The organism is Micromonospora sp. MGP-C2 (genome assembly GCF_057766525.1).
On record NZ_JBYMEN010000002.1, the window covers coordinates 711,392 to 734,497 of the forward strand.

Annotated in this window: 21 protein-coding genes; 12 read left to right on the top strand and 9 right to left on the bottom strand. The window is 72.3% G+C overall.

Annotation, left to right across the window (positions count from 1 at the left end):
- The first annotated feature begins 36 nt into the window (after nt 1-36).
- The 3 genes from AC3CF1_RS02940 to AC3CF1_RS02950 all read left to right on the top strand — a co-directional run bounded on the left by AC3CF1_RS02940 (nt 37) and on the right by AC3CF1_RS02950 (nt 1,571).
- A complete protein-coding gene (locus tag AC3CF1_RS02940) occupies nt 37-552 on the top strand; it encodes a DUF2087 domain-containing protein (RefSeq protein ID WP_488449465.1) in 516 nt (171 codons plus the stop codon).
- Between the two features lie 52 nt (nt 553-604).
- Nucleotides 605-1,081 carry a MarR family winged helix-turn-helix transcriptional regulator gene (locus tag AC3CF1_RS02945; protein WP_488449466.1) on the top strand — a complete coding sequence of 159 codons (477 nt, stop codon included), beginning with the start codon at nt 605-607 and terminating at the stop codon, nt 1,079-1,081.
- A gap of 76 nt (nt 1,082-1,157) precedes the next feature.
- Nucleotides 1,158-1,571: a DUF6069 family protein gene (locus AC3CF1_RS02950; RefSeq protein ID WP_210926533.1), complete on the top strand. Its 414-nt coding sequence runs from the start codon at nt 1,158-1,160 to the stop codon at nt 1,569-1,571.
- Here AC3CF1_RS02950 and AC3CF1_RS02955 read toward each other — a convergent pair.
- Nucleotides 1,568-2,224 (bottom strand): TetR/AcrR family transcriptional regulator, encoded by a 657-nt coding sequence (locus tag AC3CF1_RS02955; protein WP_488449467.1) that lies wholly within the window; start codon nt 2,222-2,224, stop codon nt 1,568-1,570. The genes AC3CF1_RS02950 and AC3CF1_RS02955 overlap by 4 nt on opposite strands.
- Nucleotides 2,225-2,318: 94 nt before the next feature.
- Here AC3CF1_RS02955 and AC3CF1_RS02960 point away from each other — a divergent pair, with 94 nt between their 5' ends.
- From AC3CF1_RS02960 to AC3CF1_RS02975, 4 genes are all read left to right on the top strand, one after another.
- The gene (locus tag AC3CF1_RS02960; protein ID WP_488449468.1) at nt 2,319-3,437 is read left to right on the top strand and encodes an FAD-dependent oxidoreductase; all 1,119 of its coding nucleotides are present in this window, start codon (nt 2,319-2,321) and stop codon (nt 3,435-3,437) included.
- Nucleotides 3,438-3,489: 52 nt separating this feature from the next.
- Entirely contained in the window at nt 3,490-3,984 is a 495-nt protein-coding gene (locus AC3CF1_RS02965; protein ID WP_488449469.1) for a GNAT family N-acetyltransferase, read from the top strand.
- Nucleotides 3,985-4,086: 102 nt separating this feature from the next.
- Nucleotides 4,087-4,512, top strand: coding sequence for an Hsp20/alpha crystallin family protein (locus tag AC3CF1_RS02970; protein WP_088951751.1), 426 nt, complete (start codon nt 4,087-4,089; stop codon nt 4,510-4,512).
- 67 nt (nt 4,513-4,579) lie between these two features.
- Complete coding sequence (locus AC3CF1_RS02975) at nt 4,580-5,578, top strand: tyrosine-type recombinase/integrase (protein ID WP_488449470.1); 999 nt, start codon at nt 4,580-4,582, stop codon at nt 5,576-5,578.
- A gap of 28 nt (nt 5,579-5,606) precedes the next feature.
- Here AC3CF1_RS02975 and AC3CF1_RS02980 read toward each other — a convergent pair whose 3' ends face one another.
- Nucleotides 5,607-5,978 carry a VOC family protein gene (locus AC3CF1_RS02980; protein ID WP_099853547.1) on the bottom strand — a complete coding sequence of 124 codons (372 nt, stop codon included), beginning with the start codon at nt 5,976-5,978 and terminating at the stop codon, nt 5,607-5,609.
- A 77-nt stretch (nt 5,979-6,055) separates the two neighbouring features.
- Here AC3CF1_RS02980 and AC3CF1_RS02985 point away from each other — a divergent pair, with 77 nt between their 5' ends.
- Nucleotides 6,056-6,901 carry an LLM class flavin-dependent oxidoreductase gene (locus AC3CF1_RS02985; protein WP_488449471.1) on the top strand — a complete coding sequence of 282 codons (846 nt, stop codon included), beginning with the start codon at nt 6,056-6,058 and terminating at the stop codon, nt 6,899-6,901.
- Between the two features lie 35 nt (nt 6,902-6,936).
- Here the strand turns inward: AC3CF1_RS02985 and AC3CF1_RS02990 are convergent, their stop codons facing one another.
- Nucleotides 6,937-8,640, bottom strand: coding sequence for an acyl-CoA dehydrogenase family protein (locus AC3CF1_RS02990; RefSeq protein ID WP_488449472.1), 1,704 nt, complete (start codon nt 8,638-8,640; stop codon nt 6,937-6,939).
- A 146-nt stretch (nt 8,641-8,786) separates the two neighbouring features.
- Here AC3CF1_RS02990 and AC3CF1_RS02995 point away from each other — a divergent pair, with 146 nt between their 5' ends.
- The 3 genes from AC3CF1_RS02995 to AC3CF1_RS03005 all read left to right on the top strand — a co-directional run bounded on the left by AC3CF1_RS02995 (nt 8,787) and on the right by AC3CF1_RS03005 (nt 13,667).
- Nucleotides 8,787-9,245, top strand: a complete 459-nt coding sequence (locus AC3CF1_RS02995) for an Rv0361 family membrane protein (RefSeq protein ID WP_370453010.1) — start codon at nt 8,787-8,789, stop codon at nt 9,243-9,245.
- Nucleotides 9,232-10,434: a low temperature requirement protein A gene (locus AC3CF1_RS03000; RefSeq protein WP_355163264.1), complete on the top strand. Its 1,203-nt coding sequence runs from the start codon at nt 9,232-9,234 to the stop codon at nt 10,432-10,434. Before AC3CF1_RS02995 ends, AC3CF1_RS03000 begins: the two co-directional genes overlap by 14 nt.
- Before the next feature lie 125 nt (nt 10,435-10,559).
- Nucleotides 10,560-13,667: an ATP-binding protein gene (locus AC3CF1_RS03005; RefSeq protein WP_488449473.1), complete on the top strand. Its 3,108-nt coding sequence runs from the start codon at nt 10,560-10,562 to the stop codon at nt 13,665-13,667.
- On the opposite strand, the gene AC3CF1_RS03010 is transcribed toward AC3CF1_RS03005, so the two are convergent.
- On the bottom strand, nt 13,655-14,188 hold the full coding sequence (locus tag AC3CF1_RS03010; RefSeq protein WP_354981915.1) for a calcium-binding protein: 534 nt from the start codon (nt 14,186-14,188) through the stop codon (nt 13,655-13,657). The genes AC3CF1_RS03005 and AC3CF1_RS03010 overlap by 13 nt on opposite strands.
- Nucleotides 14,189-14,387: 199 nt before the next feature.
- Between AC3CF1_RS03010 and AC3CF1_RS03015 the strand changes: the two genes are divergently transcribed.
- Complete coding sequence (locus AC3CF1_RS03015) at nt 14,388-15,236, top strand: hypothetical protein (RefSeq protein ID WP_354981916.1); 849 nt, start codon at nt 14,388-14,390, stop codon at nt 15,234-15,236.
- 107 nt (nt 15,237-15,343) lie between these two features.
- Here the strand turns inward: AC3CF1_RS03015 and AC3CF1_RS03020 are convergent, their stop codons facing one another.
- From AC3CF1_RS03020 to AC3CF1_RS03040, 5 genes are all read right to left on the bottom strand, one after another.
- Nucleotides 15,344-15,904, bottom strand: a complete 561-nt coding sequence (locus AC3CF1_RS03020) for a Sec-independent protein translocase family protein (protein WP_354981917.1) — start codon at nt 15,902-15,904, stop codon at nt 15,344-15,346.
- 3 nt (nt 15,905-15,907) lie between these two features.
- Complete coding sequence (locus AC3CF1_RS03025; protein ID WP_488449474.1) at nt 15,908-18,925, bottom strand: ATP-binding protein; 3,018 nt, start codon at nt 18,923-18,925, stop codon at nt 15,908-15,910.
- Entirely contained in the window at nt 18,922-20,838 is a 1,917-nt protein-coding gene (locus AC3CF1_RS03030) for a hypothetical protein (protein ID WP_354981919.1), read from the bottom strand. The genes AC3CF1_RS03025 and AC3CF1_RS03030 overlap by 4 nt, the downstream gene beginning before the upstream one ends.
- A gap of 94 nt (nt 20,839-20,932) precedes the next feature.
- Entirely contained in the window at nt 20,933-21,649 is a 717-nt protein-coding gene (locus AC3CF1_RS03035; protein WP_435794762.1) for a thymidine kinase, read from the bottom strand.
- Nucleotides 21,650-21,705: 56 nt separating this feature from the next.
- Nucleotides 21,706-23,097, bottom strand: coding sequence for an MFS transporter (locus AC3CF1_RS03040; protein ID WP_088948214.1), 1,392 nt, complete (start codon nt 23,095-23,097; stop codon nt 21,706-21,708).
- Nucleotides 23,098-23,106: the final 9 nt, after the last annotated feature.

Below are 23,106 nucleotides of genomic sequence, written 5' to 3' on the forward strand. Positions count from 1 at the left end.
GGCGCCTCGCGTACAGCTGATGCGAGGGTGACCGGCGTGACTGCGCATGCTCTGGCCGGAACCCTGGCCGACGACGGACGGCGACGGATCTTCGCAGCGATCGTGCTGGGTGCCACCAGCGCGACGGAGGTCGCCGAACGGACCGGCCTGCCGGCGCGGGTGGTGCTCACCGGGGTCCGCCGGCTCGCCGACGCGGGTCTCGTCACCGGCGCGGACGGCTCGCTGGCGGTCGACGAGGCGTCGCTGCGGGCGGCCGCCCGCAACAGTCGCCCGGCCGACGACGCGGAGCCCGACGCCGACCCGGTGCTGCGGACCTTCCTGCGCGCGGGCGTCCTGGTGGGTCTGCCGGCGCAGCGCAGCCGACGGAGGGTCCTGCTGGCACATATCGCCGAGCGGTCGTTCGAACCGGGCACCCGCTATCCGGAGCGCGCCGTCGACGACGCGCTCAAGGCGTGGTGCGCGGCGGGCGGGTCGGATCACGCGACGCTGCGTCGGTACCTGGTTGACGAGCGGTTGCTGACCCGCGAGCACGGCATCTACCAGCGGCCCTGATCGTCCGCTTGGCGAACCGTCTCGTCGCGGAGGATCTTGCTAGCCTCGGCGCATGACCTCCTGCACGCCCGCTGACGGCCCCCCGGATCTGTTGTTCCTGCTCTCTTGGGCGAGTCACGCGCTGCAGACCGAACACGCCGCGGGGTTGGCCGAGCTCGGCATCTCGCCGCGGGCGCACTACGTGTTGGCGCAGGCGCGCACCGGAGACCTGACCCAGCGGCAGATCGGCGAGCGGTGCGGCGTGGACAAGACCACGATGGTCGTCACGCTCGACCAGTTGGAACGGGCCGGGCTGGCCGAGCGTCGCCCCGTGCCGACGGATCGGCGCGCCCGGCTGGTCGCGGTGACCCCGGCGGGGGAGGAGGTCCTGCTGCGGGCGCGGCAGGTGGTCGAGCGCATCCAGGAGGACCTGCTCGCGACCCTGCCCGAGCAGGATCGCGAGGTGTTCCTGCGTGCCCTGGTGGCCCTGGTGACCGGTCCGTTGGCCACCAGCTCCCCGTACGCGCCGGGTAGCCGCTCGGGCTGTTAGTTCCGAGAAAGATAGTTCCGAACAAGACTATCTGTTACGGTCGTACTCGTTCGTTTCCCCTGAACGAGGAGCCGTCATGAGTGCTGCCGCCGTCACGACCCCCACCACCTCGACCCTGCGCCGCCGCGCCCTCGCTGTCGGCGTCGCCGTCGTGGCCTGCCTGGCCATCTGGTCGATCGGCGCGCTGGCCGGGGTCGACTACACCGTCGAGAGTCCGGGTCAGCCCGCCACGGTCATCGGTGCGGGCGCGATCTTCGTGGTCGCCCTGGGCGCTGCCCTGCTCGGCTGGGCCGCGTTGGCCCTGCTGGAGCGGTTCGCCCCACGGGCCGCCCGTCCGGTCTGGATCTCGCTGGCCGTCGCGGTGACCCTGCTGTCCCTCGTCCCCCTGGTTGGTGTCGAGGCCACCGGCGGCGCCAAGCTGACCCTCGGGGCGACACACGTTGCCGTGGCGGTCGCGCTGATCGCCCTGCTGCCCCGCCCTCGCCGCTAAACGGCCGGCGGTCGGGTGAGTTTGGCGGCCACGGCGTCGAGGACCCAGTCCAGGCCCGTCGCGAAGGATGTTTCGGGGTCCACGTCTGCGCCGTCGTGCACGGCCCTGGTCAGTGCCGGGAAGCGGCCCGTGGCCAACATTTTCGTCAGGTGTGGGCCGGAGGCGCGCTGCCATTCGCGTTTGGACAGGCCTGTGACGCGCTCGGCCCGCAGGTTCGCGATCTCACGCCTGATTGCGCCGGTGAGGTAGGAGCTGACGATTTCCACGGCGCGCAGAACGGTGTCGATGTCGGCGAAGCCGTCGAGGGCGGCCAGCTTGGCCTCGGTCACGGCCATGCCGTTCGGGCCCAGGGTCGGACGGCCGCCTAGCAGGTCGGCCAGCCAAACGTGGCGCAGGGCGGCCTGCCTGGTGCGGTGGGCGAGGATGCGCAGCGCCTCTCGCCAGTCACCGGGCTGCTCTGCGGGGAGAATCTCGGCGTGGACCTCGTCCACCATGAGGTCGAACAGCTCCTGCTTGGTGGAGATGTACCCGTACAGCCGCATCGGGCCGGCGTTCAGTCGGGCGGCGACCTTGCGCAACGACACCGCCTCCAGCCCGCCCTCGTCGGCCAGCGCGATGGCGGCGGCGACGATCCGCTCGCGGTCGAGCGGCACGGGAGGATTCGACGGCTCGGGCCGGTCCCACACAGTCAATGGTCACCACCGTTCTGTTGCTGTGCATCGTACGAGGGGAATACAGTGTATCGACATGAGACACCGTATCGCCGTGGTCGGGGGTGGCCCCGCGGGCCTCACCTTCGCCCGTGTCCTGCACCGCCACGGCCACCCCGTCGCCGTCCTCGAACGCGATCCCACCCCGGACGCCCGCCCTCCGGGCGGCGCTCTGGACCTGCACGAAGGACTGGGCCAGCTGGCACTGGACAAGGCGGGGCTGCTGGCAGAGTTCCAGGTGCTGTCTCGCCCGGAGGGGCAGGCCATGCGCATCCTGGACGCCGCTGGGACCGTTCTGCGGGACTGGCGACCCTCTCCGGATGAGCAGGCCAATCCGGAGATCGATCGCGGGCAACTGCGCGATCTGCTGCTCGGCTCCCTCGACGTGGGGTGGGGTCGAGAGGTCGTGCAGGTGGTGCCGGGGACCCAGGATGGCGTACTGGTTCGTTACGCGGACGGGGGGCAGGAGACGTTCGACCTCGTGGTGGGCGCGGACGGCGCCTGGTCCCGGGTCCGCCCGGCAGTCTCGCCGGTGACGCCGCAGTACACCGGCGTCACCTCGGTCGAGACCTCCCTCGACGACGTCGACACCCGCCACCCTGACCTCGCCCAGTTGATCGGCGACGGTTCGGTGGCCGTGTACGGCGTGAACCGATCTGTCGTCGCCCAGCGCAACAGCGGCGGTCACGTCAAGGTGTACACCAAGTTTCGCGCGCCGCTGGACTGGCACGCGGGGCTGGACCTGGCCGACGTCGAGGCCGCGCGATCGGGCCTTCTGGCGCTGTTCGACGGCTGGGCCCCTCCCGTCCTCGACCTGCTCGGCCACGGCACCGCCTTCGTCCACCGCCCCTTCTACGTCCTGCCCGTATCCCACTCCTGGGCCCACGTCCGCGGGGTGACGCTGCTGGGCGACGCCGCCCACCTGATGCCACCGTTGGGGGCGGGCGCGAACCTCGCGATGCTCGACGGTGCCGAGCTCGCGGAGTCCATCGCTGCCGACCCTGAAGATCTGGACGGGGCCGTCCGCGCCTTCGAGGAACGGATGTGGGCACGGGCCAGCAGGTGGGCGACGATCACGACGGCCGGTCTGGAACGCCTCGTGAGCCCGGATCCGGCCGAAGCCCTCGCCCTCTTCGACCAGGTCCAGCCATCCTGACCGCCAGGACCGACCGGGATAATGCCGTTGACCGGGCGGTGATGATCGACTGGTGACCGTCACCGCCCGAGCAACCTGGACGACCAGCGTCAGCCGACCCGACCAGCCCGACGCGGTGCTGCTGCTGCGCGAGTACATGACCGAGATGGTGGTGCGCTACCACCGCCGCCCGGCCCTGCCCGGCGAGGTCGACGAGGTGCTCGCGGAGATGCCCAGCGACGACCTGACCAACGCGAGCGGGTTGCTGCTGCTCGCCCACCACGGCACCGACCTGGCCGGGTGCGCCGGGCTGCGTTGGCACTCGGGCTGGGCCGAGCTGACCCGGGTGTTCGTCCGACCCGCGCATCGTGGCGCCGGTGGGGGTGCCGCGTTGCTGACCGCCGTCGAGCAGCACGTGCGGGCGGCCGGAGCGCAGGCGATACGGCTGGACACCCGCGCCGACCTGGTCGAGGCCCGCGCCCTGTACGCCCGGCACGGCTACGTCGAGATCCCGGCGTACTCGCACGGCCCCTACGCCGAGCACTGGTTCGAGAAGCGGCTGGGTTGAGCGGTTGACGCTCGCCGGCGGATGCGCTAAATAAGAAGAGGAAGTTGAGTCACCCCGGCTCAACTCATCACCTTCGGCCAGGAGAACCGAGGAGGCATGACCATGTTGATGCGTACCGACCCGTTCCGCGAGATCGACCGGCTCGCCGAGCAGTTCTTCGGTACGGCGGCCCGTCCCGCGATGATGCACCTTGACGCCTACCGCGACGGCGACCACTTCTACGCGGCGTTCGACCTGCCCGGCGTCGACCCCGACACCATCGACTGCACCGTCGAGCGCAACGTGCTCACCGTCCGGGCCGAACGTCGCCGACCCTCCGGCGACGGCGTCGAGCTGGTGGCAGCCGAACGTCCGATGGGCACGTTCACCCGGCAGCTGTTCCTCGGCGACACCCTGGACACCGACAAGCTGGAAGCCGGCTACGAGCACGGGGTGCTGACGCTGCGCATCCCCGTCGCCGAGCGTGCCAAGCCGCGCCGGGTGACCATCACCGCCAACGGCGACGGGCGTCGACAGATCAACGCCTGATCATGGTGTCGGGTGGGATCGGCGCGCCTGCACGCCGATCCCACCCGAGGCTGAGAACCTTTTTCACATGGTGTTCTCCGACGCTCCGGTGCTGGCCCGCCCGTCCGCGTCACCCGCGCTGCCGAGTGGGCCGGTCGAGGTCACCGAGGCGTGGCTGCGTAACCGGCGGTTGTCCGAGCACACCCGCGACGCGTACCGGCGCGACGTCACCGGCTGGCTCACCTGGTGCGCCGGCCGGGACCTGGACCCGCTGCGGGCCACGTTCCTGCACGTCAACGACTATGCCCGGGCGTTGGAGTCCACAGTCGCCGCCCGCAGCGGCCGGCCGCTGACCCCGGCGACCGTGGCGCGCCGGCTCTCCGCGCTGTCCAGTTGGTACGACTTCCTGGTGAAGCTGGGCGCGGTGCCGGCCAACCCGGTCGCCGGCGCGGACCGGCCCCGCGTCGACCGGGACCACTCCGCCACTCTCGGGCTCACCCCCGAGGAGGTGGACGCCCTGCTCGGCGCCGCCGACGCGGACACGGGCGCGACCGCCCTGCGCAACCGGGCGGCGATCGCTCTCCTCGCCGATCTGGGCCTGCGCGTCGGGGAGCTGATCTCGCTGGATCTGACCGACCTCGGCACCGAACGCGGACATCGCAGCGTGCGTTTCGTCGGCAAGGGCGGCAAGCAACGCCGTCGGGCCCTCACCCCCGGCAGCGGGTACGCCGTGGACGCCTACCTGGCCCAGCGGGCCGCCGCCACCGGTGTGCCGGTGACACAACTGACCGGGCCGCTGCTGGTCACCGCCAGCGGTGCCCGGCTGGACCGGCACTCGGTGTTCCGGATGGTCCGCCGGCTCGCCCGGGCCGCCGGCATCCCGGCCTGGGCGAAGCTGTCCCCACACTCCCTGCGGCACGCCTTCGCCACCACCGCCCGCTCGGAGGGCGTGCCGCTGGAGGACGTGCAGGACGCGATGGGGCACGCCGACCCGCGTACCACCCGCCGCTACGACCGGGACCGGCACAACCTCGACCGGGACCCGGCCTACGTGGTGTGGGCGGCGCGGTCCCGTCGGAGCAACTGAGCCGCAGCGGCCGCCCCCGGCGTGCCGCTCAGCTCTGCGGTCGGGGGCAGATGCAGAACGGCTGCCCGATCGGGTCGAGAAGCACCACCCACCGCTCGCCGCCGGGCTGGAAGTCCGGCTTCGAGGCGCCGGCCGCGACGAACGTCTCCTCCGCCGTGGCGAGGTCGTCGACGTACAGGTCCAGGTGGTAGCGCTTGTCGCCCGACGGGTCCGGCCAGGACGGCGGACGGTAACCCTCGACCAGCCCGAAGCCGATAGAGACACCACCGGAGCTGATCATCGCGTACTCGGGTTGGCTGTGGGTGATCTCCCAGCCGAGCGCCTGGTGGTAGAACGCGGCGTGGCCGGCGGGGTCGGAACTGTCGAGGTTGACCATGGCGAGGTCCGCAGAGGCTGTCACGCCAGCAGTATGCCGCCGGGGCCCGACAAGCCCGCGTGACCGACACACGCGTCAGACCCCCGTCCTACGGTCGACGGATGAGACATGGCCTGGAGATCTCCTGCGGTGGCGCCGCCATCCCGGTGTCCGTTCTGGTGGAGTTGGGTGAGCTGGCCGAACACGCCGGTTGGGACGGCGTGTTCCTGGAGGACTACCTCATCCACTACAGCGGGGACGAGCCGTCCACCTACGACCCGTGGCTGGTGCTCGCCGCGATCGCCGGACGCACCGGGCGGGTGCGGCTGGGCACCACGGTCACCGCGCTGCCCCGGCGCCGCCCGGCGAAGCTGGCGCGTGAGGTCCTCACCCTCGACCACCTCAGTGCCGGCCGCGCCACGGTGGCGGTCGGCGTCGGAGACCCCGGCGACCGGGGGCTGGCCGCGTTCGGCGAGCAGACCGAGGTGTCGGTGCGCGCCGCGATGCTCGACGAGGGCCTCGACCTGCTGACCGGGCTGCTCAGCGGTGAGCGGGTCAACCACCAGGGCACCCACTACCGCGCCGACGGGGTGGCGCTGCGACCGGCACCGGTGCAGGCACCCCGGGTTCCCGTCTGGGTCGGCGGCAGCACCCAGGCCGCGGCGGTGCGTCGCCGCGCGGCCCGCGCCGATGGCATCGTTCCGTACAAGCTCACCGACACCGACACATGGTCCGACTTCACCCCCGACGAGGTACGCGAGCTGGTCAACGCCCTGCCACCGACCCGCGCCGACGGCCAGCCGTTCGACGTGGCGATCGGTGGCCGGCGCCGCCGACCCGACGAACGCGCCGAACGGGCGTACCTCGAAGACCTCGGCGCGGCCGGCGCCACCTGGTGGCTGGAGTTCGTCCCGGTCGGCGATCCGGCGGCCATGCGCGCCGCCGTCGCCCGCGGGCCCCTGCGCTGACACGGGTCAGGATGCGAGCACGGGTCGTCGGGCGTTCAGCAGAGCAGATCCAGGTGGTGGTGTGCGTCCTCGGCGATCTCCTCGTGCCGCAGCCAGCGACGCGCCCACAGCCGGGCGGCCAGTGCCGCCTGTTCGTCGCCCCACGCGGCGTGCTCGATGAGCAACGCGGTGGTCAGCGCGTACGCCAGGCGCAGTGCCAGGCCACGCGCGCCGGCGAGCACCGTCGGTGAGCCCGGGTCGGCGGTCACCGAGGTGATGGTGTCGCCCAGCTGTGCGGCGGCGCCGGCCAGGGTGTCGGCCAGCACCGGCGACAACGGGCGGGCCAGGTCGACGGCGGCGGCGAGCCGGGCCAGCAGCGGCGCACCGGCGTCCTCCCGGGTCAGCGCGCGCAGCACGTCCAGCGACAGCACGTTGGTGGTGCCCTCCCAGATCGGCAGCACCTGCGCGTCGCGCAGCAGCCGGGGCACCCCCGTGTCCTCCACGTAGCCGGCCCCACCGAAACTCTCCACGTACTCGCTGGCGGAGCTGACCGCCAGCCGGCCGGTGGCCAGCTTCGCCAGCGGCGCCACGATCCGCAGCTCCGCCGCGGCCTCCGGGTCGGCGCCGACCTCGACCCGCCCGAGCAGGGCGAAGGCGTGCCCGGCCAGGGCGAACGCCCCGGCCGCGTCGACTGCCAGGGTGCCCAGGGTGGCCCGGTGCAGCGGCGAGGACGACAGCGCGCCGCCCGCGACGTGCCGCACGTCGGCGTACGCCCGGGCGTAGGCGAGACCGCGTCTCATCCCGCCCGCCGCCGCTGCGGCGTTGTGCACCCGGGTCACCACGACCAGGGTCATCGCCCGGACCAGGCCGGGCACCGCCGGGTCGCCCAACGGCACGGCGTACGCGTCGTGCAGACCGATCTCGGCGGTGGGCAGCGCCCGGGTGCCGAGCTTGTCCTTGAGGCGGTGCACGGTGACGCCCGGTGCGGGTGCGCCCGGCGCCAGCCCGTGGGCCAGCGGGGAGTCGACCGCGTAGCGGGGAACCAGGAACGGCGCGAGCACCCGACTGCCGCGCCCCGAGCCCTCCGGTCGGGCCAGCGCCACCGCCATCGCCGCGTCGGCGGCCGAGCAGAACCACTTCTCGCCGGTCAGCCGCCACGAACCATCCACCGCTGGCCGGCCGATCGTGCTGGAACGGCCCAGGTCGGAACCGCCCTGCGACTCGGTCATCCACTGCCCGCTGGTGATCGCCACGGCCGGGTCCGTGGAGATCAGCCGGGGCAGCCACGCGTCGCGGACGCCGTTGTCCACCTCGGGCAGGCTGAGCAGCGCCGCAGCCCCGTCGGCCATCGCCACCGGGCAGGAGAACGTCGCGGACTCCGGCCCGTACAGGTGGAGCAGGGCGTGTTGCACCACCCGGGCGGCGGCACCCCAGGTGCCGCGCGCGTCCGGCAGGTAGGGCAGCGCGACCACGGCGTGCCGGGCGGCGGCTGCGCGCTGCTCCTGCCAGCCGGCGGAGGTGTCGATCCGGTCGACCCGGGCGCCCCACGGGTCGTAGCGGACCAGCGTCGGCGGATGCGCCTCCGCGTCGGCGTGCGCCGCGCGCAACGGCCCGGCGACGTCCGCGGCCAGGTCGGCGAGACGGCCCTTGGCGGCGGCGTGCCCGGCCGGGCCGAGGTGACGCTCCAGCCAGGACCGCAGCAGGCCATCACCGGCGTACGGGTCGACGGGCGGTGGTACCGGCTGCACGAAGCGGCTCATCGATCGGCTCCTGGCACTGCTCGGGGGTGTGCGCCGACGGTAGACGATCCGTGGTCGCCGCGAACAGGGCACACCCACTTACCGGGGGCACCCAGTTTCCGACTTGTCGTACCTCGGTGCGACCACGTTCTCTACGGTCGGTAGTCGTGGGTGCCGGCCAGTCGTGGAGCCGACCGGCCCGGCGCAGCCGCCCGATGCGCACCGGGTTGGCGTTCGCCGGGTTCGGGGTGGCGCTGTGCTGCGTCGGGGTGGCCGGGCTGGCCGCCTGGAACCTGCAGACCGTCCGTCAGGCCGCCGGCCCGATCCGGGAGACCGCCGACGGGTTCCTCAACGAGGTGAGCCTCGGCGACAGCGACAGGGCGTACGACCGGCTCTGCGAGGACGCGCGCAGCCGGTGGAGCGCGATCGGCTTCACCAGTTGGGTGCGTACGCCGCCGATGGTCACCGACTACGAGATCACCGACGTGTCCGTCACCACCCGCAGCGGACGACCGCAGGGCACGGTGACGGTGAAGCTGACCCGCGACGGCGGGCTCAGCGAGGAACGCCGCCTGCCGGTGGTCCGCGAGGGCGGCGACTGGCGGGTGTGCGGTGACCCCTTCTGAGCCACCGGCGGTCACCCCGGCGCGTCCCTGGCTGCTGCGACCGCGTCAAGGGGTGGAGCCGACCACGTCGACGGAGCTCTTCTTCGACCTGGTCTTCATCTTCACGATCACTCAGCTGTCGCACTACCTGATCGAGCACGCGGACTGGCGTGGCGCCGCGCGTACCGCGTTGCTGCTGGCGTTGGTCTGGTTGGTGTGGATCTACACCGCCTGGGGGACGAACTGGCTGCGACCCGACCAGGCGCCGGTGCGGGCGCTGCTGATCGCGCTGATGCTGGGCAGCCTGTTGCTCTCGGCGGCGATCCCCGAGGCGTTCGCCGGCGCCGGGCTGGTCTTCGCGCTCGTCTACGTGACCCTGCAGGTGGGCCGCACCGTGTTCGCGTTGTGGGCGGTGCAGGGCCACCCGTGGCTGGTCGACGGGTTTCAGAAGGCGCTGCCATGGTTCGCCGTGACCTCATCGCTCGTGGTGGTCGGCGCGGTTGTCGGCGGGGCTTTCCAGGAGGCGCTGTGGGCGGCGGCGATCGTGATCGAGGTGATCGGCCTCTCGACCGGGTTCCCGGTGCCCGGCCTGGGCCGCAGTCCCGCTGAGCGGTGGATGGTGGAGGGCGGGCACCTGGCCGAGCGGTGCCAGGCGTTCATCCTCATCGCCCTGGGTGAGTCGATCCTGGTCACCGGGAGCACACTCGCGCAGCACCTGGACCTGACGATGTCCGGCGCGTTCGTGCTGGCGTTCGCCGGTTCGGTGGCGCTGTGGTGGGTGTACTTCGCCCGGTCCGCCCCGGCGGCGGCGGAGGTCATCGCCCGCGCCGGCGAGCGCACCGGCGCGTTGAGCCGGCTGGCGTTCAACTACCTGCACCCCGTGATGGTCGCCGGGATCATCGTCACCTCGGCGGGCGACGAGCAGCTCCTGCGCGAACCGGGTGCTCCCGCCACACCGGCCGCCGCACTGTTCACGCTGGGCGGCCCGGCGTTGTTCCTCGCCGGGCACGCCGCCTACAAGGCGGTGCTGTGGCGGACCCTGCCGACAAGCCGGATCGCGGCGGTGGTGCTCCTGCTCGCGTTGGTGCCGTTGTGTGTGGGACTGGGGGCCAACGTCGCGCTGTGCGCCACGCTGGCGTTGGTGGTGACCGTCGCCGTCATCGTGGCCGACCGGTTCCGCGTACGGCCAGGCGTCCCGCAGCCGTCCTGAGCCGCCCGGCCGCACTGCGTCGGTTCTCGGACAACGTCACCGCAGGTGGGCCCCCGGGTGGTTAGCGTGGGTCACCGGCCCTCCGGGTGACCTTCCGCGGTGCTCGGACGAGCGGAGGCGACGCGATGGCAACCGAGCAGCGGCCCCGGCCACGGCGGTGGCTGATGCTGGTGGCCGCCGCCGGGTACGGCAAGACCACCGCCCTGGAGACCGTCGGCGGGCACGAGCCGACGGCCTGTCACCGGGCGACGGACCTGATCGACGCGGCGACGCACACCACCAGCCCGCCAACGGGCACGCAACCGCCGACCCGGGTCGCCGTGGACGAGGTGTCCGCGCTCACCGGGGACGACCAACTGGTCCTGGTGCGGTGGTTGGGCGCGCTGCCGGGTCAGCCAGCGGTGACGCTGGCCGCTCGACACCCCCTGGCCGACGCGGCGCTGAGCGCCTGCGCCGGGCCCGTCGTGCACCGCGGCCCGGAAACCCTCGCCCTCGGCCGGGACGCGGTCGCCCGGATCCTGCGCGACGAACACGCGGTGCCCGACAGCGACCTGGCCTACCTGGTGTACGAGCTGACCGCCGGCTGGCCGGCGTGGGTGCACCTCGCTGGCGACGCCCTCGGCCGGCAGGGCGTCGGCCGGCGGGAGTTGCTCGCGGCCCTGACCGAGCCCGGCACCGCCGGTGGGCACTTCGCCCGCGACGAGATCCTCGCCGACCTGCCCGCACAGGTGGCGACTCTGCTCGGTCGCGTCCACCACCTCGACCCGATCAGCGCGCCGCTGTGCGTGGCCGTCGACGCCGACACGCCAGCCGACGTCACCGCGCAGGCGCTGCGCTGGGCGACCCGCACCGGGTTGCTGGTCGCCCACCCCCGCCGTCGTGCCGGCCACACCTCGTCGACTGTGCAGCTGGTCCGGGTCCTCGCCGCGGTGCTGGCCCAGCAGGCGGGTCGGCCGGACACCTCGGGACGTCGCAGGCTGTACGCGGCCGCCGACTGGTACCTCGCCAACGCGTACCCGATGGCGGCGGCCCGAGCCCTGCACGACGCGGACGACACCGGTCAGTGCGCGGAGCTGATTGCCAGCCACGGCGAGGGCATGCTCGCCGGTGGTGGTGCGCCGGACGTCACCGAACTGATCAGCGCGTTCCCGCACGCCGAGCAGAACCCCGACCTCCAACTGATCTTCGGCGACGCGTTGCGGATGTCCGGCTCGGTGACCTGGGCGTCGAGGGTCTTCGCCGCGCTGCTGGCCCGGGCCGACCACGACCGTCGCTGGCCGGCCCGGCTGCTCTGGCGGGCGGCGATGGTGCCGTACCTGCGGACCGACTACGCCGGCGCCCTGGCGGTGCTCGACCGCGCGGGCGCACCACCGACGCTCACCCCACCGGGTCCCGACGACGTGCTGCTGCTGGCCTGCCGCGCCAGCACCCTGGCCCAGCTCGGCCGGGTCGACGACGCGGTCGCCGCCGGGGCCCGGGCGGTCGCCGCCGCACACCAGCTCAACGAGGACACCCCGTTGGCGGCGGCGCACATCGCGGCCGCACTGACCTCGTCCGGCACCCGCCGCGATGAGCACCTGGCCGAGGCGCTGGCGGCGGCGGAACGCGCGGGTGACCTGGTCCAGCAGGCACGGGTCCTGGTCAACCAGGCGCACTGCCTGCTGCGCGAGGCCCGATACCCGTCGGCGCTGGCCACCGCCGTACGGGCGGTGCGCGCGGCGGAACTCGCCGGCCCGCCGGGAGTGCTGGTGACCGCCCTGCACAACGCGGGCGAGGCGCTGGTACGCCTGGGCCGCTACGACGAGGCGACGCTGCACTTCACCCGGTCCAAGCTGGTATCCCAACGGTTGGGTTTGAACCGGGCTGCCGCCGGGGTCTACGGGTTGGCCGAGGTCAGTCGCCGCCTCGGCCGGCGGGAGGAGGCATTGGCAGCGTTCGCCGAGGCCGCTGAGCTGGCCCGTGACGTGGGGGACCTCCAGGTGCGCATTCCGGCGTTGGCCGGTCTGGCCCGGCTGCGCTGCGAGGGCACGGGCGCCGACCTCGCTGCCGCTCGTGCCGCGGCCGACGAGGCGCACCGGTTGGCACCGGCGTTCCTGCTGTCCTGCGCGCTGGTCGCGACGGGTTGGGTGGCGGACGCCGGGGGTGATCTGGGTCTGGCCCGGCGGCGGGCGGCCGAGGCGGTCGGAGCGGCCCGCACCGGTCGGCAGGCCGACGCGTTGGCGGAGGCGTTGGAACTCACCGCGGCGGTCGCCGCCGAGCCGGACGCGAGTCGAAGCGCGTTGCTGGAGGCCGGCGCGATCTGGCAGGCGGCGGGTGCGGGACCGGCCGCCGAACAGACAGTCGTCCGGCTGGGCCGTCTCCCGGGTGCCGACGCCGCGCAGCGGTCGGCGGCGCGGTTGGCCGCCGACCGGCTGCTGGCGCTCGGCATCGAGACGGTCGACGGGCGGGCGTTGGCCGAGACGCCCGCCGACGCGGACACCGTCGAGGTGCGGGTGCTCGGCCGGTTCGAGGTCGTCGTCGGTGGGCGGGACGTCCCACTGCCGGCGTGGCGGTCCCGGCAGGCCCGCACGCTGCTGAAGATCCTCGTCGCCCGGCGCGGTCGTGCCGTCGGGCGGGGGGAGCTGTGCGAGCTGCTCTGGCCCGACGACGAGCCACGGCGGACCGCACACCGCCTGTCGGTGCTGCTGTCCGCCGTGCGTGCCGTGCTCGACCCGTCCCGCCGGTGGCCCGTCGACCGGTACGTCCGCGCCGACCTGACCGGTGTACGTGTCGACCTGACCCGGGTGGTCGTCGACGCGGAGAACCTGCTTACCGCCGTCCCGCGGGCCGAGCGCCTCGCCCGCGACGGTGACCCGGCGCGGGCCCGCGAGCTGCTCGCCGAGGTGGACGCCGCCTACCGGGGGGACGCCTTCGCCGACGAGCCCTACGCGGACTGGGCCGACGGGCTGCGGGAACAGGCCCGCGCGGTGTGGTTGCGGGCGCTGCGCGAGCTTGCCCGTCGGTACCGGAGTGACGGTGACGCCGACCGGGCCGCCACCGCCCTGGTCCGGCTGCTCGACGCCGACCCGTACGACGAGTGGGCGCACCAGGCGCTGGTCGGGACACTCGTCGGTGCCGGCCGGCACGGGGAGGCCCGGCGTTCGTTCGAGAGGTGGGCCGGGGCGATGCGTACGATCGACGCACCGCTCCCGGACCCGGGTGTGCTGCGGGCAGGGGCTGGTCAGCAGGCGTAGAAGTTCTCCTGGCCCGCGTCGGTTAGCACGTACGCGTAGAAGATCGCGCCGGGGTCGGCCGTCTCGTCCTCCGCGCAGGTGTCCACCCCGGGCCCACCGTCGAGGGTGTCACCGCCGGGCCCCGTGACGGTGTCGCCCGCCACCCCGATCAGCAGGTCGGCGCCGTGGGAGCCGGAGAGGACGTCGTTGCCCTCCAGACCGGCGAGCAGGTCGGCGCCGGCGCCGCCGGCGATGAAGTCCCCGCAGCCCTCACCATAGATGGTGTCGTCACCACCGCCGCCGTGGATCGTGTCGACGCCACCGCCGCCGTAGATGGTGTCGTTGCCACCGAGCCCGTAGATCTCGTCGGGCCCGCCACCGCCGAACAGGGTGTCGTCGCCCTCGGTGCCCATGATCGGGTCGCCGTCGGTGGTGGCGCACGGGTTCGCGTCCGGGTCGGCCTGCGCCGCGGCGCCGCCCACGCCAACCAGTGTGCCGCTGAGCAGGAGGGCGGCCAGCACCGCCGCCACTCGGGTACGCATGATGAAACCTCCTGTTCGTGGGCCCCGTTCGGAGCCCGGTGACGCCGCGATGACGTCACCGGCACTGTCGCAGCCGACCGTCATCGTGGCGTCAGTACGCCGTCCGCACCCGCGGTGCTGACGCCCTCCTGACGGCCGTGCGGAGGCTGACCTCACAGCCGTCGTCGACAGTCGACGAGGCAGTACGGAGGGAACACCCATGAAGCGGAAACTGGCCGGTCTGGCAGTGCTGACCGGCATGGCGGCGGCCACGACGCTGCTCGCACCGACGACCCCGGCGCAGGCGTCGGTCGGCCTGTACCGGGTCGGGGCGACCAGCGTCCTGGACGCGACGAACGCCAAGACCATGTCCATCTCGTGCAACGGCGTCGACCAGGTGGTCGGCGCCGGCGGACGAATCAACGACGGTCAGGGCGACGTCCTGATGACCCGGGTCTACGCCGACGCCACCCTGCACACGGTCACCGTGCTCGGCGTGGAGGCGAACGCCACGAACGTGCCGTGGTCGGTGGACGCGTTCGCGGTCTGCGCCCCGGTCGGAGCGGTGGCCGGACTGCAACTGGTCACCACCACGTCGGCGAACAACGCGGCGAGCAAGGTGGGCATCACCGCCGTCTGCCCGCCGGGCAAGAAGACCTTCGGCGGTGGGTACCGGATCGACAACGCCAACGCCGCGGTGGCGATCGACGAGCTGGCGTTCACCCCGGCGCTCGGCTCGGTGTCGAGCACCGCGTACGTGTTCGGCGCCCCGGGCAACTTCACGTTGCAGACCCAGGCGTTCTGCGCCACCCCGCTGCCGGCGATGGCGTTGACGGAGGCGACGAGCGCACCCAACGCGACCTCGCCGAAGCCCGTGACGACGCCGGCCTGCCCGGCGGGGTCGCAGACCGCGGGGGTCGGCGGCGTGCTGAACGGGCTCCTCGGGGCCGGCTCGGTGACGACGTTGTTGCCCAAGCCGGCACTGGACACCGCTGAGGCAACCGGACGGGAGATCGTCCCGTTCGCCGCGGCGTGGACCCTCAGGGCGCAGCAGGTCTGCGTGGGCTGATCCACCCGCACCACGGCCGGCCGTCCTCGACCAGGGGGCGGCCGGCGCGGTTGGCAAACGCCCCCCCATCAGCCGCCTCACCAATTTGCCGGGGCCGTACACCCAGCTCAGTCGTCGTCCACGGTGTCCGGGTGCAGCCCTTCGGCCGACGACCGGTCCACCGTCGGTGACGGAGTCTCCGGCTGCTCGCCCTCCTGGTCCGGTGGCAGTTGCTCCTGCGGGTCGACGACCTGGTTGGGCTCATCCGCCGCCTCGTCGTCGTCCTTTCTCTCCCCGGCAGCCGACCCCGCTTCTTCGAAGATCTCCGAGGTTGCCGCCAGGGCCCGTGCGGCCTCAGGTAGTTTGTCGTCCGTCTTGTCCCAACCGAACATGCTGGACACCGAGACCACGAGCGCCCCGACGGAGGCTCCCGCGACCTCGCCCACCCGCTGCGTTCCGGCCAGCATCCGCTCTCGCAGCGACGCCTCGTCGGTCGCCGCCCGCTCCTCGGCCGGGTCCAGCGTCTCCGCCCGCGTACCCGGACCCTCGGTGTCCCTCCCATCGCCCGGCTCGGGCGACCGTTCTCCCCGGTCACGATCCTCGCTCAGCTCGGTGTTCTCGGAGCGTCGCGTGTCGTCGTCGTCCGGGCTTTCGGCCGCGGGCTTCGGGTCATCCCAGCGTGGACTCATCTGTCACGCCTTTCCGCGATATCGGCCGCTCGCGAGGACCCGCATCGGCCATTGGCAGGCGGCGAAATGGGTGTCGACGGCCTCGGCGAGTCGGTCAGGCCAGGACGGGGTGTCGTATCCGACCCCGACAGCCGTCTCGATGACCGACGGCGTGCGGGACCCGAAGGCCACGACCTGACAGGCTGCCCGATCCCGCTGGTCGATCTCGAACAGCGTCGAGACGACGGCGAACTGCTCGGCAACGGTACGGCCCGGGATGCCGGTGTCATACCGTCGCGCCCACTCGGCGCTTCGCGGGGAGCCCCCAGCTCCGGCCGCCTCGACCCGCAGGTCGTCGCGCAACACCGCCCAGCGGTACCGGTGTGCCAGGAAGTCCGGCTCCTGCTCCGCGCAGTGCCCACCGCCGAACGCCGTCCAGTGCAGCGAGTCGACGACGTGCTTTACCAACTCGTCCGGGTCGCACCGGCTCGACAGTTGCGCGGACCTGGCGGCGACCGCACGGTCGACCGCGTGCGAGAGGGCGCATTCGCGTAGCCGTACCGGCATCATGTGCAGGATCTGGATCAGTTCTGCGCGGATGGCCGGCGTGGGCCACCCGGTGAGGTGCCCGACCACCGCCAGTTCGCCCCAGAGTCCCAACCAGGGCAGATCCGCCAGCAGCAGCTGCGCCCGGCGGATATCCCGCAAGGTGCAGGGCTGGGCCAGGCAGGCGGCGCCACAGCTGGCGCTGCGACGGCCGATGATCTCCGACGGGTCGGCGGCGGAGGCAGGTGCAGCTGTCTCGCGATCGGTACCGTCCGGCACGCGGACAAGCACCGGGTGGTCCATGCCGTCGGTAAAGACGGCGCCGACACCGGGCGGCAGCGTAACCACGAACTCCGACTGACGGGCGGTGAGATTGACCGTCGCTCCGACGGCGTCCCGGTCGTCCCGAGCCGGCAACCTGTGCAGGACCTTCACGGCGGTGTTCTTGATGACGTCCGGGGCGAGCTTCTCCGGGATTTGCTCGGCGATCACCAGGCCCTCCCCGTACGCGCGGATCTCCGCCAGCAGGCCGGCGAACAGTTCCACCGCATGCGCGGCCGGGCCCTGGTGGTCGGTGCGCCGCAGGAGCCGGTGCGCCTCCTCGACGACGCACAGGTGCCGCAGGGTCACCCCGGTGCGGAGATCTTCCCGGCGTTCCCGCATCCGTAGGTGCTCGGTCAGCTGGATGAGCAGGGCGCCCATGAGGAACGCCTTGTCCCGGTCGTCGCCGACGTCCTCGATCTCGACGACGACGTTCGAGTCCAGCAGGCGCGCGACGTCGATGGGGTGGCCACCCTCGAAGAAGCTGCCGGTCGTGCCCAGCCGCAGGCTGGCCAACCTGACCCGGATGAACCCGCGGACGTTGTCGGCGACCTCGCGACCGTACCCGATCTCGTCCACCACCTCCGCCGCCGCCTGTTGCAGGTCACCCAGGGTCGGATAGCGGGGCCGGTGCCCGGTCAGCCGCGGCTCGCCCAGGGCCAGGTCCCACCCGAGCTGTTCGTACGAACGGGCCAGGGCCGCGGCGAGTACCTGCGGAAAGGGCTCGTCCGTGTCGAAGGCGGCAAGGAACAGGGCGCGGACGAGGTCTGCATGGGTCTGTAGCGGGAACCCGGGTACCGGCTGCAGGGGATTGAACCCGGCGGGCGGCGCCGTAGTGTCGCCGGGGCGGACCACGACGACATCGGCGTGCGGCAACCGGTTGGCCATCCGCCGGTACTCGGCTTTCGCTGGCTCGATCACCAGCCAGGGCAGCCCCGCCTCGGCGGCCTGTTCGAGCAGGTGCCGTATGGTTTGCGACTTGCCGGCCCCGGTCGCCCCGCAGACGAAGGTGTGCCGGTTCAGACTGGTCAGCGGCACCCGCAACTGGTCGCTCACGTTGCCGTGCCGGTCCAGCACGTCACCGATCGCTATCGACTCAGCACGTACCCGACGTGACTCCCCGTCCGTCGCGGCGTCGGTCACCGCGTGCACGGCCGAGGGTTGCCGTACCTCGACGGCGATGGTCTCCGGGGTGACGTCGAACTCCGATCGCACGGTCAGGCGGACTCCGGGCGCCTCCTCCGTCGGGGGGATCGCCAGTGCGGCGACCAGCGAGGAACTGCCGAGAAACGAGCCACTCGGGACGGCGGGCGGCTGCCCCGGGGCCCGTTCCGGTTCGCCGGTCAGGGTGGCCAGCTCGGCCCGCCCGAGCAGGTCGGTCAGGACGCCGGAGGCTCGGGTGGGCGCCAGGGCGTAGGGCAGACCGTGCAGGTCGACCGATGCGCTGAGCAGGCCCGCCACGGCCGCGGCGGCCGCCGGCGTCGTACCGGCGGCCAACAGGTTGATCCGCCACCACCCGAGCGTCTCGGCCGCAGCCAACTCCCGGTGCCGACGCTCGAGCCGCAGTGCGCGTACCGCCTGGGTGGGCGAGGAGCCGCGGGCCCTGGCGTCGCGTTCCTGAACAGCGAGTTGCCGGGCCTGCGCCGCGACCTCGTCGGCGGGCACGGGGTCGGCAAGCAGCAGCCAGGCAAAGGCGCCCGGCCAGACGCCGAGCAGGCAGTCGTCGAGGCGGGGGCGCAGGTCAGTGGCCCGATCCCGGTCGTCCCGCTCCTCGACCAGGCCGTCGGTCATCCCGGCGATCCGCGTCCAGCAGGGCAGCGCGTCGAGCATCGCGGTCAGGCCTCCGGCGGGGTAGGCACGGCCGACAGCGCCAGCGAAGAGGCTGGTCCGGCGCCGACCAGCAGGGCCCGCGGCTTCGACACCGCCGCCGGTGAAGACGTGCACCCCGCTCTGCGCGTCAGGCCGGCACCAGCCGACGGCGAGGCGGCCGCCGCCCCCGGTCGCTGCAGCCGCGTGGTACGCCGCGACGACGGCGGCCAGCCGCTGCCGGCGCCCCGGATCAGCGCTTATCTGGTCCACCTGCGGGGGAAGCCGAGGAAGTTCCACGATCCGGTACGCCGTCATGTGGTCGAGCCAGCCGCGTACGGTCGACCGGGGACCGGTCGGAGATGTCACCACCTGTCCTCCGGGTAGTGCTCCTCGGCCCATCCCGACTGGTCGTCATAGGCGGGGCGGGGTTGCCCGGGTAGGTTCAGCGGCGGTCCGCCCCCCTCAGCGGACGGCAGGACCGCCGCCTGCGAAGGATGGGGCAGACGCAGGTCCGGCAGTGGACCGGTGGTGACCCGGGGGAGCGAGATGATGTCCGGGTTGCACTCCACAGTGCGTACCGACAGTCTTCCCGTGCCCTGCGTGACCTCGATCAACGCGTAGTCCGGCAGGTCCTGGAGCGTGCGTGGCTCGACCACGTACTCGTACGACCGTTGCTCACTCGCGGACTCGTTCCAGTTCACGCTGTCGGCGACCGTCCTGGTGTGGGTCCAGTTCCGGCCGACGCTGACGTTCCGTGGCACCGGGCCACCGCTGATCTGGTCGGAGGATCCGAGGCTGTTGCTCTGGGAGTGGGTCTGGCTGCCGCCGAGCGTACGGGCGAGCTGGCTGAGGCGAAATGTGTGTTGCCTGCCGATGAAGTCGGCCGCTCGCGCGGCCTCCTCGTGGTTGCTCAGGCGCATGAACGTGACCACGTCCCCGCCGACGGCGCGGACCGCCGAGTCGCGTAGGTGACGGAACATCAACACGAGTCGGACTCCACGGCGTACGCACAGATCGCTCAGCCGCTCGATGTGCCGGTGGCCGAGGTCGTCCGCCCCGGCGATGACCAGTGGGCCGATGAACGGCTCTGGCGAGGTGAGCCGCTGGACCAACCCCTGCAACACCAGTTCCTTGAGCAACTCCTCCCGGACGTTGTGCGCGGTGCTCTCGTAGACGAGGCAGGTCAGCCCGGGTTTCCCCAGATCGTGCAGGTCCTTTCTCTGGCCGGTCCCGGTGAACAGTTCGCGCAGCGGATGCAGATGGGATTCGATCCGTCGCAGGTTCGGGTGGGTCTGGCGTCGGAACTCGTCGGAGAAGAGCGAGTCGCTGATGTGCTCCCGCTCGGCCTCGCTCAGCTCGGGGAAGTCGCCTGGCTCGTCAAGCAGGACGCTGACCGCCGCGGCGATCCTGCGAATCGTGACGTCCTCGCCGAGTGCCCGGCAGACGGTCGACAGAAGGCGGTCGTCCTGGGCGCGGTCGGCCCGCCGACCGGCGGGGGCGTCCCCGTGCATCGCCTCGACGAGGCTGTCGACCAGACCCTGTCCATCCAGCTCGGACAGCAGCGTGGTCTCGCCCACCTGCTCGGGCAGGCGGATGGCGGTGACGTCGACGGAGGCCGCCCTGGCCAGCCAGACCAGTTCGTGGCAGGCGGGCTCGCCGGTGAAGTCCACGAGTGTCATCGCGCCCCTGGTGCGCAGCATCGAGGCACCCATCACGGTCAGCAGGGCCTCCCAGCCCCAGGCGCTGCCACCGACGATGTCAACCCGACGGGTCGTCGGCGGCAGGAGCGCGGCCCCCCATTCGAGATAGCCGCTGACCCGATCCCGCTCCGCGTCGTCGAACTGCTCGCGGCGCTCCTCCCACCACGCGCACTCGGCCTCGTAGAGCCGCAACTGCCTCTCGCGCTCCCGCATCGGCCCATCCTCGGCGGAGCGGCTGTTGAACCAGCTCAGCAGAGCGCCACCCACCATCACCGCGAGCCCCACCACGATGATGACACCGAGATTGGTGGTCGGCCCGTTGCCGAGTATCCCGAGGCAGAGGAGAACCACCATGACGCCGAAGCCGATGCCCACCCAGCGGCGCATCCGGTACCACTTGTCCTGGCTCGCCGTCACGGCGTCGAAGAAGACCTCGTCCCGCACGCCATCCAGCCTCGGGTACGGCTCGGGGAACCGGTGGCGGTAGAGGTGCCGGTCGCGAAAGATCCAGCCGAGGCGTTCGCCCTCGACGAAGAGGAAGTCCAGGTACTGCGATCCGTCCGGGGAATCGATCATCATTCACCTCATCTGGTGAAGTGTGGATCGTCGCAGTATCCCGAACCAACGAATCAACGACCATCGTTCTCTTGGTCGCTCCCTCCGCCTGGGGTGGCTAGGAGCGTGGGCCCAGGTCGCCCGAGCGGTAGTGCCGGCGGCACAGCACCTGGTAGCGCACGTCGGCGGTGTCGACGGTGTCGCCGATGACGACCTGGGCGCCCTCGCGAACCACCCGCCCGTCGACGACGCGGGCGTTGAGCAGCCCTTCCCGGCCGCACCAGCAGAGCACCTCGACCTGGATGCGGGCCACCTCGTCGGCCAGCTCGAACAGCCGCTGCGTGGCGGGGAACAGGCAGGACCGGAAGTCGGTGGCGAGGCCGAACGCGAACACGTCGACGTCGTAGCTGTCGACCAGCTCGGCCATCTGCTCGACGTGGTCCACGGTGTAGAAGCACGCCTCGTCGCAGATCAGGTAGTCCACGCGTACGCCGTCGGCCCACCGGCCGCGGACCAGGGCCCGCAGGTCCAGGTCGTCGGTGACCTCGATGGCCTCGTGGGCCAGCCCGATGCGGGTGGTGACCTGCGGGCCCAGCGACCGGTCGATGCGGGTGGTGACCAGCCCCCGACGGCCCTGCCGGGCGTGGTTGTAGTTCATCTGCAACGCCATCGTGGACTTGCCGCAGTCCATCGGCCCCCAGAAGAACTTCAACGCCGCCGCGTGCACCGGACGCCCGTCGAGCCCGCGTGCAGCCGCGCACCCGGCCGGAGCGTGCGGCTGGCCGGGGAACGGGTGGGCCAGGCAGGTCGGGGCAGCGGCGGCGTCGTCAGTCACGGTCGGGCAGCCTAGCTGATCGACCGCCTCTGATCTGTCGGGCGCGGGACGCGTGCTCAGAGCACCCGGGGTGGCGTGTTGCCCGCGGCCACGATGGCCCGGCGGATCGGCACGGCCGCGAGGAGCAGGAAGCCGACCACGAAGAAGATCAGCAGTGAGACCAGGCCCACCCGGTACGAGGAGGTGAGCTGGAACACCAGGCCGAAGGCGAGCGGCCCGAGCCAGCTGGTGCCCTTGTCGCTGATCTCGTAGAAGCCGTAGTACTCGCCTTCCTTGCCGGCCGGGATGAGCTGGCTGAACAGCGACCGGCTCAGCGCCTGGCTGCCGCCGAGGACCAGGCCGATGGCCGCGCCGAGGACCATGAACGGCAGCGGCGCCTCGGCGGGAAGCCGGAACGCGGCGATGATCACACCGGTCCAGAGCACCAGGCTGAGCAGCACGGTCTTCCAGGCGCCGATGCGCTTGGCCAACGCGCCCAGGCTCAACGCGCCGCCGAAGGCGAGGAACTGCACCAGCAGGATCGTGATGATCAGGGTGCTCTGCTCCAGGCGCAGCTCTTCGGTGCCGTACTGGCTGGCCAGGGTGATGACGGTCTGGATGCCGTCGTTGTAGACCAGGAACGCCAGCAGGAAGTACAGCGTCAGCGGGTATGCCTTGACCTCGCGCATGGTGCGGGCGAGTTGCCGGAACCCGTCGGTGAGCACGTTGCCGCCGCTGGCCAGGGCCGCGACGCTGGGGCGCTCGCGCAGCCAACGCAGCGGCACCAGGGTGAACAACGCCCACCACACGCCGGCGGACACGATCGACCAGCGGGCCAGGTCCAGGGTGCGTTGCGGGTTGTCGCCCTCGTCGAGCAGGGTGATCGCGACGAGGTTGAGGGCCAGCAGCAGGCCGCCGCCGAGGTAGCCCAGCGCCCAGCCGCGACTGGAGATGCCGTCGCGTTCGTCGGGGCCGCCGAGCTGCGGCAGGAACGAGTTGTAGACCACGATCGCGGCGCCGAAGGAGATGTTGGCGACCAGGAAGAGCGCCCCGCCGAGCAGATAGCGGTCGCCGGTGACGAAGGCCATCGCGATGGTGGCGCCGGCGCCGGTGAACGCGGCCCCGCCGAGCAGCCGCTTCTTGTGCGCCGACCGGTCGGCGATCGCCCCGATGACCGGCAGCACGAACACGGTGAGGAACACCGACAGCGAGATCAGGTACGGGTAGTAGGACCCGGCAGCGATCTTGATGCCCAGTGGGTAGACGGAGCCGTCGCAGGAGTCCGCGCCGAGTTCGCAGCCGGCCGCCAACTCGGCGACGGTGGTCAGGAACGGGCCGAGGAACACGGTGATGACGGTGGTCTGAAACGCGGAGTTGGCCCAGTCGTAGATGTACCAGCCCCTGCGTTCCCGGCGGGTGCTCGCCGGAGGCGGGGTGTCGTCCACCGTGGGGGTCACGGTCTCGGCCATCGGGGGTCC

Coding starts and splice junctions, on each gene's coding strand:
- AC3CF1_RS02945 (WP_488449466.1), top strand. CDS start 605: ATGACCTCCTGCACGCCCGCTGACGGCCCCCCGGATCTGTTGTTCCTG.
- AC3CF1_RS02950 (WP_210926533.1), top strand. CDS start 1,158: ATGAGTGCTGCCGCCGTCACGACCCCCACCACCTCGACCCTGCGCCGC.
- AC3CF1_RS02960 (WP_488449468.1), top strand. CDS start 2,319: ATGAGACACCGTATCGCCGTGGTCGGGGGTGGCCCCGCGGGCCTCACC.
- AC3CF1_RS02970 (WP_088951751.1), top strand. CDS start 4,087: ATGTTGATGCGTACCGACCCGTTCCGCGAGATCGACCGGCTCGCCGAG.
- AC3CF1_RS02975 (WP_488449470.1), top strand. CDS start 4,580: ATGGTGTTCTCCGACGCTCCGGTGCTGGCCCGCCCGTCCGCGTCACCC.
- AC3CF1_RS02985 (WP_488449471.1), top strand. CDS start 6,056: ATGAGACATGGCCTGGAGATCTCCTGCGGTGGCGCCGCCATCCCGGTG.
- AC3CF1_RS02990 (WP_488449472.1), bottom strand. CDS start 8,640: ATGAGCCGCTTCGTGCAGCCGGTACCACCGCCCGTCGACCCGTACGCC.
- AC3CF1_RS03005 (WP_488449473.1), top strand. CDS start 10,560: ATGGCAACCGAGCAGCGGCCCCGGCCACGGCGGTGGCTGATGCTGGTG.
- AC3CF1_RS03010 (WP_354981915.1), bottom strand. CDS start 14,188: ATGCGTACCCGAGTGGCGGCGGTGCTGGCCGCCCTCCTGCTCAGCGGC.
- AC3CF1_RS03015 (WP_354981916.1), top strand. CDS start 14,388: ATGAAGCGGAAACTGGCCGGTCTGGCAGTGCTGACCGGCATGGCGGCG.
- AC3CF1_RS03020 (WP_354981917.1), bottom strand. CDS start 15,904: ATGAGTCCACGCTGGGATGACCCGAAGCCCGCGGCCGAAAGCCCGGAC.
- AC3CF1_RS03030 (WP_354981919.1), bottom strand. CDS start 20,838: ATGATGATCGATTCCCCGGACGGATCGCAGTACCTGGACTTCCTCTTC.
- AC3CF1_RS03040 (WP_088948214.1), bottom strand. CDS start 23,097: ATGGCCGAGACCGTGACCCCCACGGTGGACGACACCCCGCCTCCGGCG.